Here is an 18,190-nt window from a genome sequence, read left to right on the forward strand (position 1 = left end):
ATACGTTAAAGGCAGGATAAAACATGTAAATAGATCGTATTTATAATGAATATGGTAACGGAGTACGCCGAATACTGGATCTAACGGTAAAGAAACCGATAGCACCGATGAATTTACGTTAACAGGCGTGCATCATGGCCTTTTTATGAATAGCTTGAGCAGGAACGCAATGGATTTGATCATGAAGGGATATGTGAAATGAGTAAAACACTGGATATACTTCAACAGGAAGTCGACAAACGGCGCACGTTTGCGATTATTTCTCACCCGGATGCGGGGAAAACGACACTGACGGAGAAGCTGCTGCTGTTCGGGGGCGCGATTCGTCTTGCCGGTTCAGTTAAAGCGCGTAAAGCAAGCAAGCATGCGACGAGTGACTGGATGGAGATTGAAAAGCAGCGTGGGATTTCGGTTACATCCTCAGTTATGCAATTTGACTATAATGGGCACCGTATTAACATTCTGGACACCCCGGGTCACCAGGATTTCAGTGAAGACACTTATCGTACGTTAACAGCAGCGGATAGTGCAGTCATGCTGATTGACGTAGCGAAAGGTGTGGAAGCGCAAACGATTAAGCTGTTTCAGGTGTGTGCCAAGCGTGGAATTCCGATTTTCACCTTCATTAACAAGCTGGACCGTGAGGGACGCAGTCCTTTTGATCTGATGGAGGAGCTGGAGCAGGTGCTCGGCATCCGTTCGGTGCCTATGAACTGGCCAATTGGTACAGGACGTGAGTTGTGCGGTGTCTATGACCGTGTCAAAAATCAGGTCGAGCTGTTTCAGGGAGATGACCATTCCACGATCAAGGTACAAAAAGTGGAGGATTACAATGATCCAATCATTCGCGAAATGGCGGGTGAATATTTGCATGACCAATTATGTCAGGATCTGGAGTTACTCGATGTTGCGGGTGACCCTTTTGACATGGAGAAAGTACAGCGCGGGGAATTAACGCCTGTATTCTTCGGTAGTGCGATTAATAATTTTGGAGTTCAAACGTTTCTGGAAAACTTTCTTCAGCTTGCTCCCAAGCCGGAGCCGCGTCGCAGTACAGCGGGGGAAATCGAGCCGACGAACGAGAAATTTACCGGCTACGTATTTAAAATTCAAGCAAATATGAACCCGGCTCACCGTGACCGCATCGCATTCCTGCGTATTGTGTCTGGAAAGTTCCAACGGGGGATGAGTGTTAAGCATGTACGGATGGGCAAGGAGATTAAGCTGTCCCAACCACAGCAGTTTCTCGCACAGGACCGCGATATTGTGGAGGAAGCTTTCCCGGGCGATATTATCGGCTTGTTTGATCCGGGTATTTTCCGTATTGGGGATTCACTTAGTCAAGGTGGAGAGGTTGTATTTGATGAGTTGCCGACTTTCTCGCCTGAGATTTTTGCCAAGGTAACGGTGAAAAATGCCTTGAAGCACAAGCAGTATCTAAAGGGTATTGACCAGTTGACCGAGGAAGGTATGATCCAGGTGTTCCGTACGGTAAGCTTTGACGATACGCTGCTGGGCGTTGTCGGCCAACTGCAATTTGAAGTATTTGAGTACCGCATGAAGGGTGAATATGGAGTTGATGTACAGCTTCAGCGTATGCCGTTCCAATTTGCACGCTGGATTGTGGATGATCAGATTGATCCAAGCAAATTCCGTATTAACTCTACGCTGGTGAAGGACAAGAAGGGCAATTATGTCGCCTTGTTCGAAAACGAGTATGCGATGCGGACCGCTATAGAGAAAAATCCTACAGCCAAGTTTTTGGAGATGGCTCCATAAGATTTGGATTTGATAAGCAGGACAGGAATGAAAACTGTTATTTGATCTGTACAACGAATAGTCCACTCAGTGTTACGGCGAGTGGACTATTTTCGTATACGGGCGGTAGGATGAAGCAGGGTTGAACAAAAGTTTGAAGATAGGACTTAGGTTAGCGGGACGGGCTTGATTTTATCAAGCTGCTCATGTGCCAGGTGGACAAACTCTTGTTGCTGGGTCTGGTTCATGTGCTTCCATGCCACCTCAAGAATGACACCCAATCCGGGCAAAGCGGCCTCTGGTCCATCCACTGACCCGATAATCATATCGGTAAGATCAGCTTCTGATTTGCCGTGAACTTTGTGAACAATGGCTTGTCGTAAATCCAGTGTAATGGGCATGTGGTACCTCCCGTATGTTTGTAATTGTTGTCGGGTGTATTATGGCTTGGGCTGCTGTCCGGTATACATGAAGAAGCATTTGGCATAAGCATACCAAATTTATGTTTTTGGCGTGTTATGCTATACTATGACGGACAGTACGGTGATCGGGAGGTAAGGAAGTAATGGCAAAGAAGCAGTATGCAGTAATTGGTATGGGGCGTTTTGGCTCCAGTGTTGCCACTTCATTGAGCGAAATGGGCTTTGATGTGCTGGCGATCGATTCGGACGAGCAGCGCACACAGGAAATGTCGAATATTGTGACCCACGCGGTATCTGCCGATTCAACGGATGAGGAAGCGCTGCGTGCGCTCGGTATTCGCAATTTTGATGTCATCGTGGTGGCAATTGGCGAAGATATACAGGCAAGCATATTGACCACATTAATACTCAAGGATATGGGCGTGCCAGCTCTGATCGTAAAAGCACAAAATGAGTTGCATGGGAAAGTGCTGCAAAAGATAGGCGCGGATAAGGTGGTTTATCCTGAGCGGGACATGGGGCTGCGAGTAGCCCATCATTTGACGTCCCCGAATATTCTGGATTATATTGAGCTGTCCAAGGATTATAGTATTTTGGAGATAAAAGCCGCAGATTCCATGATAGGAAAAAATCTGAAGGAACTTGATATACGCGCTCGTTTTGGCTGTAATGTGATGGCGATTCGCCGAGATCAGGAAATGAATATCTCCCCTTATGCTGAAGATCGGCTGGAGACGGGGGATGTACTTGTTATTGTAGGCCACAAGGATGATTTAACCAAGCTAGAGCTGGCTTTTGCAGTATGATGATAAATCATTTATTTATAAAGGAACGGACGGATAACGAATGGAAATCATTTCACCGAACAATACACGTGTAAAGGAATGGGCACAACTGCTGGAAAAAAAGCATCGCACCAGGCAGCATAAATATATCGTCGAGGGCATTCATCTGGTGCAGGAAGCATTGCGTTCGAACGCGGTTGTCGAAAGCGTTGCCTATGATTTGGACAAGGGCATTCCTGCCGAGCTAAATGGCCTGGACCAAGCAGACCAGCCGGTGGAATGGGTTCCCGTGTCGGCGGCGGTCATTGCCAAATGCACCGATACGAAGACACCGCAGTCCGTCTTTGCTATCGTGCGCAAGGAGGAGCGCGACGCATTCCCGGCGTTGCTGGAGCAGCCGGATGCGCTGGTGATGGTGCTGGACGGGGTACAGGACCCCGGCAATGTAGGCACCATCATCCGTAGTGCGGACGCCGCGGGAGCCGCAGGCGTCATTCTGGGTCATGGCTGCGCCGACCTGTACAATCCGAAGACGATCCGCTCTACGATGGGATCGCTTTTTCACCTGCCCGTGATTGAGGGCAGTTTGGAGGAGCTTTTGCCACAGGCCAAAAACAAAGGTGCCCGACTGATCAGCACTTCGCTGGACGCAAGCCTGTCATGCTATGCCGTTAATTTGCGTGTTTCCGCTTGGCTCGTCATTGGGAACGAGGGGCAGGGTATTTCTGCATCCACCGCACGTATGGTTGATGAATCGGTGTTCATTCCGATGCAGGGACAGGCGGAATCGCTGAACGCAGCGATGGCCTCCACGGTGCTGCTTTTTGAGGCGATGAGACAGCGAAGCTAGTGGAAATAACTATTATTTATGGATTGTAGCATCAAATCAATTTGACAGGTTCCCAAATCTTTGTTAGAGTTTCATCAAATACGTATAACCTTTTCATGGGATGTTACCGTTAGGGCATAACCTGAACCGGCTTGTTTACACTACGCGTGTATCTGGGCCAGTTTGGGTTTTTTTATTTCATTTAACCCTTTCGGCTTTCCCCATCACACATTTGGAAGGAGAACGTTTATGTCCAGCTTTATTTTTCCGAAAGACTTTTTATGGGGTGGTGCTCTTGCTGCCAATCAGGCAGAGGGTGCTTATCTGGAAGACGGCAAAGGATTGAGTCTGGTGGATCTGTTGCCGGCTGGAGAGAAGAGAAGAAGTATCATGCAGGGGAATGTTCCCTCGCTTACTCCGCTGGAAGGCGAATTCTATCCTTCCCACGAAGCGATTGATTTTTACCATCGCTATCGCGAGGATATTGCGTTATTTGTGGAAATGGGTTTCAAGGCGCTGCGTGTTTCCATTGCATGGGCCCGTATTTTTCCAACGGGAGAAGACGCCACGCCGAATGAAGCCGGGTTACAATTTTACGATGATCTGTTCGACGAATTGCTTAAACATGGCATCCAGCCAGTGGTTACCCTCGCTCATTTTGACGTACCGGTAAATCTGATTGATAAATATGGAAGCTGGCGAAGCCGAAAACTGGTAGCTTTATTTGAAACATATGCCAAAACAGTATTCGCCCGTTACAAGGATAAAGTGAAATACTGGATGACGTTCAACGAAATTAACATGCTGCTCCATTTGCCGTTTATTGGAGCCGGGCTTGTTTTCCAGAAAGGTGAAAACGTCAAACAAATTCAGTACCAGGCTACACATCACCAGCTTGTTGCAAGTGCACTGGCTGTAAAAGCGTGCCACGAGATCATTCCAGATGCCAAAATTGGCTGTATGCTGGCTGCCGGCAGCTTCTATCCGTATACGTGCAATCCCGAAGATGTTTATCAAGGAATGGAAAAAGACCGCGAGTCCTACTTCTTCATCGACGTGCAGTCACGCGGTGAATATCCAGGTTATGCGAAGCGGTTCTTCAAGGATCATGGACTAACAATCGAGATGGAGTCTGACGACACGGAAATTTTGAAGCATCATACCGTCGACTATATCGGATTCAGCTACTATTCCAGCCGAACCACCAGCACAGACCCGGAAGTTGTTAAAAACATGACGAGCGGCAATGTGTTTGGCTCCGTATCCAACCCGTATCTGGACAAGTCCGATTGGGGCTGGACGATTGATCCGAAGGGGTTCCGTATCACGGCAAACCAATTGCACGACCGCTACCAAAAGCCTCTGTTTGTAGTGGAAAACGGCTTTGGTGCCAACGACGTGGTTTCTCCTGAAGGAGAAGTCAACGACGATTACCGGATCGACTATTTGAAGCGGCATATTGCGGAAATGGGCGAGGCTCTTCAGGATGGGGTTGAGATTATCGGTTATACGAGTTGGGGTCCTATTGACATCGTCAGCGCTTCCTCTGGAGAGATGAAAAAACGCTACGGCTATATTTATGTGGATCGGGACAACGAAGGCAACGGCTCGCTGAACCGGATTAAAAAGAAAAGCTTCCACTGGTACAAAAACGTAATTCATTCCGATGGCGAGAATCTGGGCGAGTAAGAATCTCATAAGAAAATAGATCGGATATCCCGATTGTAAAGGGGATTTCCGGTCTCTGTTTCTTGGTTGAAAGCGTTGACAATCTCTCGTCTTCGGGCTATACTTGACGCAATTCCATCATTTTTTAGGATTGTTACTGCAAAGGCAGGCAAAACCTAAGCCACCAATAAGCGGATTTTACAGTCTTGTTTATTTGTTGAGCTTCGGTTTTTTTGTTTGCCATAAACAGGATGGAATAGGAGTGTGGCTCTTGCTGGCATATGGGGGGATTTAGATGAAAATAGCAAAGGTCATCAACAACAATGTAATCAGCGTCTACCAGACGGACGGTACAGAGCTCGTGGTGATGGGCCGTGGGGTTGCTTTTAAGAAAAAGCCCGGAGATAAAGTAGACGAAACCAGAATTCAGAAAGTATTTGCCCTGAAAAACAAGCAGACGTCCGACAACTTCAAAATGCTGCTGCGTGAGGTTCCACTGGAACTGATTGTGATTGTGGAAGAGATTATCAATGACGCCAAGCACAATTTGAATAAAAAGCTGAACGAAAATATTTATGTTTCCTTGACTGACCACATCAATTTCGCCGTTGAAAGATACCAGGAAGGATTGGAGATCAAAAACGCGTTATTGTGGGAAGTCAAGCAGTTGTACAAAGAAGAATTTGCGATCGGTCTGAAAACGCTGGAACAAATTAAACAAAAGCTCGATATTGAACTGCCTGTGGACGAAGCGGCTTTTATCGCGATTCACATCGTGAATGCCGAAATGAACGAGGAAGTTATCACCACTATGAGTATTACAAAATTCATGCAGCAAATTATCAATATAGCGAAATATCATTTTAAGGTCGATTTTGACGAGGATTCTCTGAGTTATTTCCGCTTTATTACGCATCTGAAATTTTTCGCCCAGCGTGTGTTTAAGGGGAATCACTACGAAAACAACTACGATCATTTGTATGACATGATCAAGGAAAAGCACAGAGATGCGGCTGCTTGCACGGAGAAAATCGGAGCTTTTGTGGAAAAAGAATACAACCACGAATTGACGAACGAAGAAAAGCTGTATCTGACCGTGCATATTGAGCGGGTGGTTAACAGATAAGCTGGACTTTTCCTGCAAACAGGATAGAGAACATACGACTAAATATTTTTATTGACAGATATGGTTGATTAATTATATTATGAGAACAACAGGAATTTAATAAGCTTTAACTGGGATTGTTACTGGTTATGCAGGCAAAACCTAAGTCATGAAAAATTGCGGGACAAAAAGCGCCCACCATTTTTCAAGGCTTAGGTTTTTTGTGCGCCTAAATACGTAAAATGCCCATTCAAACATGGAGGTGTCTAGCATGAGTTATGAAAAATTGGCTAAGGAAATTGTTGACCTGGTAGGTGGTGAAAAAAATGTGGTATCACTCGTTCACTGCGCCACCCGCTTGCGTTTTGTGCTAAAGGACGAGGCGAAAGCGGACAAAGAAAAACTGGAAAAAACCGACGGGATTATTACGGTGAAGCAGAGCGGTGGTCAGTTCCAGGTCGTAGTCGGCAACAAAGTACCAGAGGTATATAATGCAATCGGCAAAGTATCCAACATTTTGAATGAAACTGGAAAAGAAGATCATCCAGCTAAGGGCAACAAAGGATTTGGCGCCGTAATCGACGTAATTTCCAGCATTTTTGCACCTTTGCTCGGAGTTATGGCTGGGTCCGGTATTCTGAAAGGTCTGCTGCTGATCGCCAGCAACCTTGGCTGGCTGCAGCCGAAAGAAACTACCTACATGATTTTGTATGCTGCAGCTGACAGCTTGTTTTATTTTCTCCCCCTCTTGTTAGCGGTTACAACAGCCCGGAAATTTGGAGGCAACATCTTTGTTGCCCTGACTATTGCTGGGGGATTGCTTTACCCGTCCATCGTCACGCTAAAAACGGAAAGTACACCTACGGACTTTTTCGGTATTCCTATTGTTATGATGAGTTATTCATCTACCGTTATTCCGATCATTTTAGCCGTCATCGTCATGAGTAAGCTGGAAAAATGGTGCAATCGAGTGATCCATGAGAGCGTCAAAAACTTTATTACACCTTTGATTCTACTTGTAATTATGCTTCCTCTGACCTTGATCGTGTTTGGTCCAGTCGGGGTGTACGTAGGTAACGGGATTGCTGCTGGGCTCGTTGCTGCGTTCAGCTTTAGTCCGCTGCTGGCTGGAGCAGTCCTCGGTGCTTGTTGGCAGTTGCTCGTTATTTTCGGTGTTCACTGGGGCCTTGTACCTGTGTTTATTAACAACATTGCTGTTAACGGTAGAGACGGAATCAAGCCGTCCGCTGCGGCTTCCATCTTCGCTCAAACCGGCGCTGCGTTCGGTGTTATGCTGAAAACCAAAAATAAAAAGTTGAAGACCTTGGCGGGTTCCGCTACGCTTACCGCATTGTTCGGTATCACAGAACCAGCCGTCTATGGAGTCACGCTTCCGCTGAAACGTCCGTTTATTGCAGGTATTATCGGCGGTGCTATCGGTGGTGCAATTATCGGCCAAGCTGGAACGCAAGCATTCGCTTCCGGCGCGCCGGGACTGCTAACCTTGCCCATCTTCTACGGCCCCGGCGGACAAGGCTTCCCGGGACTGATTTTAGGAATTTCGGTATCGTTTCTGGTTTCGGCCATTCTGACTTATATTTTAGGGTTTGAAGATCCGGTTGAAGCGGAAGAATCACCCGAAAATTCGACTAAAGAAACAGTTCATACAACAGATGTTTCTAACGAAGAGGTATTTAGTCCGATTGAAGGAACCGTTGTCTCCCTCTCGGAAGTTCCCGATCCTGCATTTGCGTCGGAAGCTATGGGTAAAGGCCTCGCCATCGAACCGACATCAGGCAGAGTTGTTGCCCCGTTCGACGGAACGATTACTGTGGCGTTCAAGAAAAAACATGCGCTTGCGATTGTTTCGCCCAAAGGCGCAGAAATTCTGATTCATGTCGGAGTAGATACGGTTAAGCTGGACGGTAAACATTTTACCTCCCATATCAAAGAAGGCGACCAGGTAAAAGCAGGGGACCTGCTTCTCGAATTTGACGTTGAGCAGATCAGGGCAGCAGGCTACCCTACGATTACACCGATTATCGTTACGAATTCTTCCGATTATACAGATATCCTTCCAACCACCAAAGGACAGGTAAGGGTGCAGGAACCGCTCTTAAAACTGTTCGGCGGTACCAATGAGAAAGAGGGCATTGCCTGAATGACATAAAAATAAGCTCTGAGGGTCCACCTTCCCGGATCCTTAGAGCTTTTTTCTTGTTTTATACTGCCTAAAAAGTTAATTTAATTGACAATATGTCAATTAAATTAACTTGTACGGTAATAAAAACTACTCTATAATTTTTTTGTAATTATGCAAAATTTCTGAAAACGCAGGCTATAAAATCATTCGATTTACCAGGGGGAAATGCAAGGATGTTGGATAAGTGGGCCGAGGCCGTAAGTAGTGTCATTTGGAGCAGTCCAGTGGTATATGTCTGTTTGGGAGTGGGACTTTTATTTTCGATTATGACTCGATTTTTACAAATCAGGCATTTTAAAGAGATGATTCGGTTGGTGTTTAAAGGTAAAAGCTCAGAGGCAGGTGTATCCTCCTTTCAGGCTTTTACCATGGCGCTATCAGGGCGCGTAGGGACTGGGAATATTGCAGGTATTGCCTTAGCCGTTGGCATGGGTGGACCGGGTGCGATTTTCTGGATGTGGGTGATGGCCTTTATTGGGTCGGCTACGGCGTTTGTTGAATCCGCACTGGCTCAGGTATATAAAGTAAAACGTGATGGTCAGTACCGGGGCGGTCCTGCCTTTTATATCGAAAAAGGGACGGGCTTAAAATGGTTTGCCGTTATTTTTGCTGTCGCGGCGTTGGTTGCCATGTGCCTGCTTATGCCGGGAACCCAATCGAATTCGATTGCGGTAGCTTTTCACAGTTCGTTTGGTATGGATATGAAGGTTTCCGGGATCTTGGTTGTTGTGCTGCTGGCGCTTATTATTTTTGGTGGTGTCAAAAGGATTGCAAATGTGGCTCAGGTTGTTATTCCGTTTATGGCGCTTGGATACATTCTTGTCGCTTTCTATATTATGATTACGAACATTACTGCGCTTCCGGGCGTGTTTTCACTGATCTTTCGCAGTGCCTTTGGCATGGATTCTGTGTTTGGCGGTATGGCAGGGACGGCGATTGCCTGGGGGGTAAAACGGGGCATTTACTCCAACGAAGCCGGACAAGGGTCGGGTGCGCATCCGGCGGCTGCCGCAGAAGTTTCCCATCCAGCAAAGCAAGGACTGGTACAGGCATTTTCCGTATATGTAGATACTTTTTTGGTCTGTACGTCTACGGCTTTCATGGTGTTGTTCACAGGTATGTATAACGTGAAGGGACCTGGTGGCGATTTTATTGTACAACATCTCCCCGGTGTTGAAGAGGGAACCCAATATACGCAGGCAGCTATCGAATCTGTATTTCCGGGCTTTGGTTCAAGTTTGCTGTCGATTACGCTGTTCTTTTTCGCGTTTACGACCATTATTGCTTATTATTACATCGCAGAAACGAATATGGCCTATCTGGTTGCCGAAAAAAAAGCCAAATGGCCAATGTTCATGCTAAAGTTGGTTATTCTGGCTTCGTCGTTCTATGGAACGGCCGTCAAGGAGTCGGCTCTGGCTTGGACCCTGGGAGATATGGGGGTCGGTATTATGCTCTGGGTGAATCTAATCGCCATGATCCTGCTGGCCAAGCCTGCTCTGCTTCTTCTCAAGGATTACGAGCGTCAGCGGAAGCAAGGGCTAGACCCGGTGTTCGTTCCAGAGAGGGCGGGTATCAAAAATGCTGATTATTGGTCAAAGGAATATAAAGACCCCTCAGATGAGTTGGAAATCAAAGTTAAACTGAACAAGCTTCAAGCATAAAAGAAGATGGGCATGTAAGATCAAAGGTGGCTCCGATGGAGTCATTTTTTTTTCGTTATCTTGCCTTTACATTCCAAGAGGGGTACATATGTTCACTGTTTGGTTTATAATTTAGACATAGATAGGTGGGAGGCCACATTGCAAATGAGAGGTGAATATAATGAAGAAATCTGAGTTGTCCATCACTGACGAGAAGTGGAGAGCTATTGTGGAGAACGACAAGTCTTATGATGGTGAATTTTTTTATGCTGTGAAGACAACAGGAATTTTTTGTCGCCCCTCCTGCAAATCCCGTCCTCCCAAAAGAGAAAATATCCGCTTATTCAAAACAGCAGAACAGGCTTTAGCAGAGCATTTTCGACCATGCAAAAGGTGTAAACCGACGGGGGAACGCTTGCCTGATCATGAATGGATCGCGCTGGTTACAGAGTATGTGGATGCTAACTATAAGGAAAATTTAACGCTGCATCTGCTTGCAGAGATGAGTCATGGGAGCCCGTACCATCTGCATCGTACCTTCAAGCGGGTCATGGATATAACCCCGATGGAATATATACAGCAAACCAGATTGGAGCATGCCAAGCAACAGCTAATGGACTCGGATAAGTCCGTTGCGGCAGTAGGGGAGAGCGTAGGTTTGTTCAATACCCCTTACTTTATTACGTTATTTAAAAAGAATACAGGCTACACCCCTTTGCAATATCGCCACCTTAAATCAGAACAATTACAAAATGGAGGTATACATCATGTTAACCCAACCCCCTAAAACAATCTATTGGTCATTATTAACCCACGAGGATTGGAATTTATATATTGCAGCTACATCGGATGGATTATGTTACGTAGGCTCACCCGATAAACCTATAGAGGAATTGGCTTCGTGGGCAGGGAGTCGATTTCCCGGCAGTCCATTAGTTGAAGAGGATAAGGTTTTACAGCCCTATGCCACAGAGCTTATTGAATACTTTCAAGGGAAGCGCACAAGTTTTACCGTTCCTTTTGACTTTCGGGGGACTGCGTTTCAAATGGCGGTCTGGAACGCACTGTGTGACATTCCGTATGGAGAGACACAATCCTACTCAGACATTGCGAACGCGATTCAGAAGCCCGCGTCTGTTCGTGCGGTGGGAGCTGCAATCGGTGCTAACCCGATTCTGGTCACCGTCCCATGCCATCGGGTTATCAGCAAAAATGGCGCTTTAACCGGATACCGTGGTGGTTTGGATATGAAGGTAAAGCTTTTGCAGCTCGAAAGAGGTTAACCATGGAAGCACATCATATATACAAATACCCCAAGACCCTTCTGAATAAAGGAACAGGTTTCTTGTCGGGGTATACGCATTCGCTAAACCCGTATACAGGCTGTACCTTTGGTTGCTCGTATTGCTATGTACGCCAAATGCCGGTTTCGACGTTTCGCGGCGTGGAATGGGGCACATGGGTTGATATTAAAAAGCAGGCGGCAGATCTTCTTCGCAAGGAGCTTCGGCGGGCCAAATCCAAGGGCAAAGTCACTATTTTTATGTCGTCCAGCACAGATCCTTATCAACCTGCCGAGTACAAGGAAGAGGTGACCCGTTCACTGCTGGAGGTGATGGTGGAAGATCCGCCGGATTTCCTGTTTGTACAGACTCGCAGTCCGCTTGTACGGCGGGATATCGACTTGTTACTCCGATTAGAGGATCGCGTACGGGTGAGCATGACGGTAGAAACAGACCGCGAAGATATACGCAAACATTTTACGCCGGATGCGCCCCCTATTCAGGCCCGTTTCAAGACGCTGCAACTGTTAAAAGAGGCAGGAGTACCAACGCAAGCCACAATCGCTCCGATGCTTCCAAGCAGCGAGCAATTTGCGGACAAGCTTTTGCCACTGGTCAACCGTATCTGTATTGATGATTATTTTATGGGAGACGGCAGTGGAGGAAGGCGTACACGAAGCTTAAATATCGGTGCGCTTTACGAGCTGTTAGGTCTGGAGGATTGGTATCATCCGGCTGCCTACAAGGCAGTCTACAAACAGTTTCGTAACGTTTTTCCTGAAGAACAGCTTTATGTAAGCCGTGAAGGATTTGAGCCCTGATTTTGGTGTAGACTGCATTCAAATGGTATGTGGGTAGAACTGCATAAGGGTTGCAGAGGAGGAAGCGGAGTGTGCAAACCGTGATCACGAAAAATTTTGACTATGGAGAGAAGGAAATCAACTACCTGAAAAGCGTGGATACCGTACTCGGTACAGCAATGACGCAAATGGGCAGGGTCGAACGAGTGATTATTCCCGATCTGTTCGCTGCGCTTGTTCATGCGATTGTGGGACAGCTTATTTCTGCGAAGGCGGTTCAAACGATATGGGCAAGAATGCAGGAGAAGCTGGGTGCGATGACACCGGAAAATATAGCGACCCAGTCGGTTGAAGTTATTCAGAGCTGTGGTATCACGATGAAAAAGGCGGCTTGTATCCTGAATATAGCCCAAACGATAGAGCAGGGCATGTTGGATTTGCAGGAACTATATGAGCTCTCCGATATACAAGTGATTCAAAAATTGTCCTCGCTGCATGGGATCGGCCCGTGGACGGCTGAAATGATGCTGATTAATTCCATGGAACGTCCAGATGTCGTCAGTTGGGGCGATATAGCTATTCGACGGGGGATGATGAAGCTGTACAGTCTGGATACACTTACCAAGAAACAATTCGAGGAGTACCGCCGAGTCTATTCGCCTTATGGCTCGGTGGCTTCTATTTATTTATGGAGCATTTCATTTCGTTAAGGATCAGGGAGTGGGAACGGTGAAAACAACAATTAGAGAACAAATTCTGGCACATGTCGATGTAGATTTTCAAAAATTTACGGCGGCGTTGCTTCCGAATATTGATAATGTACTGGGGGTACGCCTGCCGGTGCTGCGTAAGCTGGCTCAGGATATTGCCAAGGGCGATTGGCGTCTCTACCTTGAAACCGCTGAAAGTGAACATTTCGAGGAAGTAATGCTGCAAGGCATGGTGATTGGCTATGTGAAAGCAGATATAGAGGAAGTTTTGGGCAACGTCGCCAGGTTTGTTCCTAAAATTGATAACTGGTCAGTTTGTGACAGCTTTTGTGCCGGATTAAAATGTACGAAAAATCATAAGGAACGAGTATGGGACTTTATCCAGCCGTATCTGTCATCCAGGAAAGAATATGAAATTCGGTTTGGAGTGGTTATGCTTCTGAATTTTTATATTGAGGAAGAGTATATCATCCGGGTGCTGCAATGGCTGGATCAAACCCACCGTGTGGATTATTATGTACAAATGGCAGTCGCATGGGCGATATCTATTTGCTATATCAAGCTGCCTGAGATTACGATGAGTTACTTAAAAAACAATACACTGGATGATTTTACGTTCAACAAAGCTCTGCAAAAGATCACAGAATCATACCGGGTGGATCAGGCAACGAAAACAATTATTCGTAGTATGAAGCGAAAAAGAAATTAGTATCAGTTTATTTCTTATTATTCTTATTGGATTTTAAATATATTAGCTTTGCTTTTTTTGGAATCCAATATTAAAATGGAACTAACTTAAAAAAGGAGATGACGTGAATTGGCAGAGCAAGTGCGTATTGGCAAAACAGATCTATATGTAAAACCTATCGGTTTGGGTGCAAATAAGGTGGGAGGACATAATCTTTTTTCCGGCTTGAACGATGAAACGGGCAAAGAAGTCGTTCGCACCGCTTTGGACAACGGCATCAATTTTCTAGATACGGCTTTTATTTACGGACCTGAGCACTCAGAGCGGTTGATCGGTGAGGTGCTGAAGGAGCGCGGCAAACGTGAGGAAGCTGTCATTGCGACCAAGGGGGCACACAAATTTGTGAACGGAGAGGTTGTTATTGACAACTCGCCTGCTTTTTTACGTGAATCTGTCGAATCTAGTCTGAAAAGATTGCAGACCGATTATATTGATCTGTTCTATATCCATTTTCCGGATGAAGCTACGCCGAAGGCAGAGGCTGTCGGAGAATTGAAGAAGCTCAAGGACGAAGGCAAAATCAAGGCCATTGGCGTATCTAACTTTTCCATTGAACAACTTAAGGATGCGAATAGTGACGGCTATGTAGATGTGCTTCAATCCGAATATAATTTGCTCCAACGGGAAGCGGAAAAGGAACTGCTGCCTTACACCAAAGCCAATGGCATTTCGTTTGTGCCTTATTTCCCGCTGGCTTCCGGATTGCTGGGCGGTAAGTATACGAAAGACACAACCTTCACAGACAACAGAGCGAAAAGTCCATTATTTCAGGGAGAAGCATTTGCTCGTAATTTGGACAAAGTGGAGCAGGTACGGCAAATTGCCAATGCGTTGAATGCAGAGGTCGCTCATATTGTGCTCGCATGGTATTTGACCCGCGATTCGATTGATGCCCTCATTCCAGGGGCGAAGGGGCCGGAGCAGGTGCTGGCGAATCTGAAAACGCTGGATGTTAAGCTGAGTCAGGCAGATATTGAAAAGATTGACCATATTTTTAAATAATTTTTTCAAATAATACTTAAGAGTCACATCGTGGGATTATATATTTTTAGCACACTAAAAGGAGCTGCCGGACGGGCGGCTTCTTTTTCGTATACCCGCCGCATATCCTTGTAGGGTAAGCTCATCGCTGCGGAGGGATCGGGATGAAGAGAAGACCGCATTGGCACAGCAGGCCTAACAGAAGGCGACACGGAAGACACAGAGTATGGCTCATTGTGGGGCTGATACTGCTGGTAGGAATCGTACAGGTTGCGTCTTATGTAGAGCAGCATTTGAAGCCGCCTATGATGCATTTGGCAAAAGTGCGGGTTAAGCAAATGGCGACGGAGGCCATTAATTCAGCGATTACTGCGCAGGTAGAGCAGGGCGAGACCGCTGATAAACTGATTGAATGGAGAACGGATGCGCAAGGGAAAACCTCCGGCTTTGTTCTGAATTATGCGGAGCATATGAGAATTACTTCGGATACGCTCAAGGCAGTCAAGGCAACGATGGACAGCATGAGCCATTTTGATGAGAGCGTTCCGATCGGTCAGGCATTGGGTAGTCCGCTGTTGGCTGCTTATGGGCCGAAGGTTCCACTCAAGGTGGAGCCGCATGGAGCTATCAAGGTAGATTTAAATACACGCCAGCAGGATGCGGGCATCAACATGATTTTGGTGGAAGTGTATATTCGGATTACGACGGAGGTGTCCGTCGTGATTCCTTTTGAAATGCAGCCTCAGGTTGTGGAGACGGAAATTCCGGTGTCTTATTTGCTCGTGGTAGGCAATGTCCCAATGTACTACTATGATAATCAGGGTAAGCCCGTTGGTAAAAATGGAGCTGTCGCCCCCAATTTGGCGCTGCCACCCCATTCGATAGAGACAGGCGGCGTTGCGGATTCCGGCATAGAGAGTGTTCCACAAATGCAGGAAGATGAACCCACCACTTCATCCCCAACGCCATAAGCGAAGGCAAGTGGAATGTGAAGGGACCTTATGTGGAGGTCCCTTTTACTTTACTGGTTTTGAGCGCTTTGCGCTCCGTTTGCTCCCATTGTCTTAATAACGGATACGGGTCAAAGGACCAGTCCATCCAACCGCTGTCCCGGTATATGCCATAGTGCAGATGTGGCGGGAATTTACCCTGGGTACCGGGCTTGCCGTAACCCGAGCTTCCGACCCAGCCGACAATCTGACCTGGCTTGACAATGTCCCCGTTGTGAACGGTCTTGTCAAAGCCAGAGAGGTGCGCATAGTAGTGATAGCGGTTGCTGAGATCCCGAATCCCGATTCGCCATCCACCGAACGGATTCCAGCCTTTCATTTCCACTACGCCGTAGCAGGTACTTCGAACCGGAACGCCATAGCCAGCGAACAGGTCTGTTCCTTCATGAATGCGGTAACCGCCCCAGCTTCGACGACTGCCCCAAGTGCTGCGGTAGCTATAAATGCTACCCAAGGGAAGCGGGAAGGCTTGTTTGCCAAGCTCCAGCTTTCCATAGGTCCGATACAGCTTGGCAAACTGCTGTACCCTTTGAACGGCGCGGCTGTTGTGGTAATATTCCCATACCGCAATGGAAAACTCATCCTCTGTGCTTCCATATTTGCCGAGATAAGAGGCGATGCTGAACAGCAAGTCCCTGTCATCATCACGGTCAGCAATTCCGTCACCCGAACCGTCCTGTCCCAATCCGGAAAAAAAAGAAATGGAACGTGGATACCGATCCTCGGAATCAGGGTTCATCAGACCCGACCAGACGGGGGCGGTGACAAAGATACCTGTGACTCGTTCCTTATGCTTGCGATCCTTGGGATGCGCAATCGTAAGCGTACGTTCATACTGGTCGATAGCGGCCAGCCTGTACCAGGGAATCCCTGTCAAGGCTTCGACGGAACGATATAGAGCAAGCCTGGACGTATACAATGATGACTGGGAATTTGGAGTAGCGACATGTGCTTGCTGAATGCTTTGGGATGATGTTTGTAAAGGTTTGGCCAAGGCCTGAGCAGGAAGCGGACAGGCCATTGTCAGTGTAGTACTGCATAACAGCAGCGGCAACAGGCGAACAGCGCGGGCTGTACGTTTAGGGTAAGGCACGTGAACCAACCTCCTCATAAGGGAGCTTGACAGCCCCCGTAGATTACAGGCCCGCATCCAACGGAATCGGTACGGGCGCTTTGGTTTAGATTGAGCCATATCCGTCGCTTTTATCCATATAAGGATTTTACTTTTCCGGCATCAAAGTCATATCAAAAAGGGAACAATGAATGGAGGTTTTTCCATGGCTTTCATGTTATAATGTATGGCAATGACAGCCCAAGCTTATCAGAAAGAAGGTCTATGCCATTGTCTAGAAAAGTGAAGGAAGCCAAGCCCGACTGGATTCGTATTAAACTCACGACAGGCGATAACTATCAGGAAATCAAGAGCATGATGCGTTCCAAGACATTACATACCGTATGTGAGGAGGCGCGATGCCCTAATATATATGAATGCTGGGCCAACAGGACAGCTACATTTATGATTTTGGGTGATATTTGTACGCGTGCGTGCCGTTTTTGCGCAGTGAATACGGGAATGCCTACGGAACTGGACTTACAGGAGCCTGAACGCGTCGCGGAAGCGGCTGAAAACATGAACTTGAAACACTGTGTCGTAACCAGTGTGGCCCGCGATGATTTGAAGGATGGGGGAGCCACTATATTTGCAGAAACGGTGCGGGCGATTCGTCGTCGTTTGCCTTTTTGCAGCGTAGAAGTGTTAATTCCCGATTTTATGGGCGATATCGAATCGCTGCGTATTGTCATGGATGCCAAACCAGATATTTTGAATCATAATATTGAAACGGTGGAGCGGATGTCCGATAAAGTTCGGGCCAAGGCCAAATACCGTCGCTCCCTGGAGCTTCTTCAACGTGCAAAGCAATTAAATCCGTCCATCCCTACCAAATCCAGTATCATGCTGGGTGTCGGAGAAGAGTGGGACGAGATCTTACAAACCATGGATGATCTGCGTAAAGTCGATTGCGATATTATGACAATTGGACAATATTTGCAGCCATCCGAGAAACATTTATATGTGCAAAAATATTACCCACCGGAAGATTTTGCGAAGTTAAAGGAAGAGGGATTACAACGGGGGTTCAGCCACGTCGAATCCGGTCCGTTGGTCCGCAGCTCCTACCAAGCGCATGAGCAGGTGAAGTCTGCCGCTCAGCATAAGGAAGAAGGCGCCCTTTCGCAGGCTTGA

17 protein-coding genes are annotated in these 18,190 nt (G+C 47.0%); 15 read left to right on the forward strand and 2 right to left on the reverse strand.

Annotated elements, in window-relative coordinates:
• The first annotated feature begins 198 nt into the window (after positions 1-198).
• On the forward strand, positions 199-1,779 hold the full coding sequence (locus ACWXW9_RS16185; RefSeq protein WP_014277971.1) for a peptide chain release factor 3: 1,581 nt from the start codon (positions 199-201) through the stop codon (positions 1,777-1,779).
• 146 nt (positions 1,780-1,925) lie between these two features.
• On the opposite strand, the gene ACWXW9_RS16190 is transcribed toward ACWXW9_RS16185, so the two are convergent.
• The gene (locus ACWXW9_RS16190; protein ID WP_044648543.1) at positions 1,926-2,159 is read right to left on the reverse strand and encodes a small acid-soluble spore protein SspI; all 234 of its coding nucleotides are present in this window, start codon (positions 2,157-2,159) and stop codon (positions 1,926-1,928) included.
• Positions 2,160-2,323: 164 nt separating this feature from the next.
• Between ACWXW9_RS16190 and ACWXW9_RS16195 the strand changes: the two genes are divergently transcribed.
• The 13 genes from ACWXW9_RS16195 (at position 2,324) to yunB (ending at position 15,906) form a co-directional block, all read left to right on the forward strand.
• On the forward strand, positions 2,324-2,986 hold the full coding sequence (locus tag ACWXW9_RS16195) for a potassium channel family protein (protein WP_494930233.1): 663 nt from the start codon (positions 2,324-2,326) through the stop codon (positions 2,984-2,986).
• 40 nt (positions 2,987-3,026) lie between these two features.
• Positions 3,027-3,815: a TrmH family RNA methyltransferase gene (locus ACWXW9_RS16200; RefSeq protein ID WP_494930234.1), complete on the forward strand. Its 789-nt coding sequence runs from the start codon at positions 3,027-3,029 to the stop codon at positions 3,813-3,815.
• Between the two features lie 228 nt (positions 3,816-4,043).
• Positions 4,044-5,483 carry a 6-phospho-beta-glucosidase gene (locus ACWXW9_RS16205; RefSeq protein ID WP_494930235.1) on the forward strand — a complete coding sequence of 480 codons (1,440 nt, stop codon included), beginning with the start codon at positions 4,044-4,046 and terminating at the stop codon, positions 5,481-5,483.
• 274 nt (positions 5,484-5,757) lie between these two features.
• Positions 5,758-6,588 carry a BglG family transcription antiterminator LicT gene (gene licT, locus ACWXW9_RS16210; RefSeq protein WP_149094648.1) on the forward strand — a complete coding sequence of 277 codons (831 nt, stop codon included), beginning with the start codon at positions 5,758-5,760 and terminating at the stop codon, positions 6,586-6,588.
• Positions 6,589-6,838: 250 nt separating this feature from the next.
• On the forward strand, positions 6,839-8,728 hold the full coding sequence (locus ACWXW9_RS16215) for a beta-glucoside-specific PTS transporter subunit IIABC (RefSeq protein ID WP_494930236.1): 1,890 nt from the start codon (positions 6,839-6,841) through the stop codon (positions 8,726-8,728).
• Between the two features lie 215 nt (positions 8,729-8,943).
• On the forward strand, positions 8,944-10,434 hold the full coding sequence (locus ACWXW9_RS16220) for an alanine/glycine:cation symporter family protein (RefSeq protein ID WP_494930237.1): 1,491 nt from the start codon (positions 8,944-8,946) through the stop codon (positions 10,432-10,434).
• 160 nt (positions 10,435-10,594) lie between these two features.
• A complete protein-coding gene (locus ACWXW9_RS16225; RefSeq protein WP_494930238.1) occupies positions 10,595-11,200 on the forward strand; it encodes a bifunctional transcriptional activator/DNA repair enzyme AdaA in 606 nt (201 codons plus the stop codon).
• Positions 11,181-11,696, forward strand: a complete 516-nt coding sequence (locus ACWXW9_RS16230; RefSeq protein ID WP_494930239.1) for a methylated-DNA--[protein]-cysteine S-methyltransferase — start codon at positions 11,181-11,183, stop codon at positions 11,694-11,696. The genes ACWXW9_RS16225 and ACWXW9_RS16230 overlap by 20 nt, the downstream gene beginning before the upstream one ends.
• Positions 11,697-11,698: 2 nt before the next feature.
• The gene (locus tag ACWXW9_RS16235; protein ID WP_494930240.1) at positions 11,699-12,517 is read left to right on the forward strand and encodes an SPL family radical SAM protein; all 819 of its coding nucleotides are present in this window, start codon (positions 11,699-11,701) and stop codon (positions 12,515-12,517) included.
• A 71-nt stretch (positions 12,518-12,588) separates the two neighbouring features.
• Positions 12,589-13,206, forward strand: a complete 618-nt coding sequence (locus ACWXW9_RS16240) for a DNA-3-methyladenine glycosylase family protein (RefSeq protein ID WP_494930241.1) — start codon at positions 12,589-12,591, stop codon at positions 13,204-13,206.
• Between the two features lie 19 nt (positions 13,207-13,225).
• Positions 13,226-13,915: a DNA alkylation repair protein gene (locus ACWXW9_RS16245; RefSeq protein WP_494930242.1), complete on the forward strand. Its 690-nt coding sequence runs from the start codon at positions 13,226-13,228 to the stop codon at positions 13,913-13,915.
• A gap of 108 nt (positions 13,916-14,023) precedes the next feature.
• Positions 14,024-14,956, forward strand: a complete 933-nt coding sequence (locus tag ACWXW9_RS16250) for an aldo/keto reductase (RefSeq protein ID WP_494930243.1) — start codon at positions 14,024-14,026, stop codon at positions 14,954-14,956.
• A gap of 143 nt (positions 14,957-15,099) precedes the next feature.
• Positions 15,100-15,906 (forward strand): sporulation protein YunB, encoded by an 807-nt coding sequence (gene yunB / locus ACWXW9_RS16255; protein ID WP_494930244.1) that lies wholly within the window; start codon positions 15,100-15,102, stop codon positions 15,904-15,906.
• 28 nt (positions 15,907-15,934) lie between these two features.
• Here yunB and ACWXW9_RS16260 read toward each other — a convergent pair whose 3' ends face one another.
• Complete coding sequence (locus ACWXW9_RS16260; RefSeq protein WP_494930245.1) at positions 15,935-17,038, reverse strand: M23 family metallopeptidase; 1,104 nt, start codon at positions 17,036-17,038, stop codon at positions 15,935-15,937.
• A 249-nt stretch (positions 17,039-17,287) separates the two neighbouring features.
• On the opposite strand from ACWXW9_RS16260, the gene lipA reads away from it, so the two are divergent.
• A complete protein-coding gene (gene lipA, locus ACWXW9_RS16265) occupies positions 17,288-18,190 on the forward strand; it encodes a lipoyl synthase (RefSeq protein ID WP_283653212.1) in 903 nt (300 codons plus the stop codon).

This window comes from Paenibacillus sp. LT-B23 (assembly GCF_059417685.1).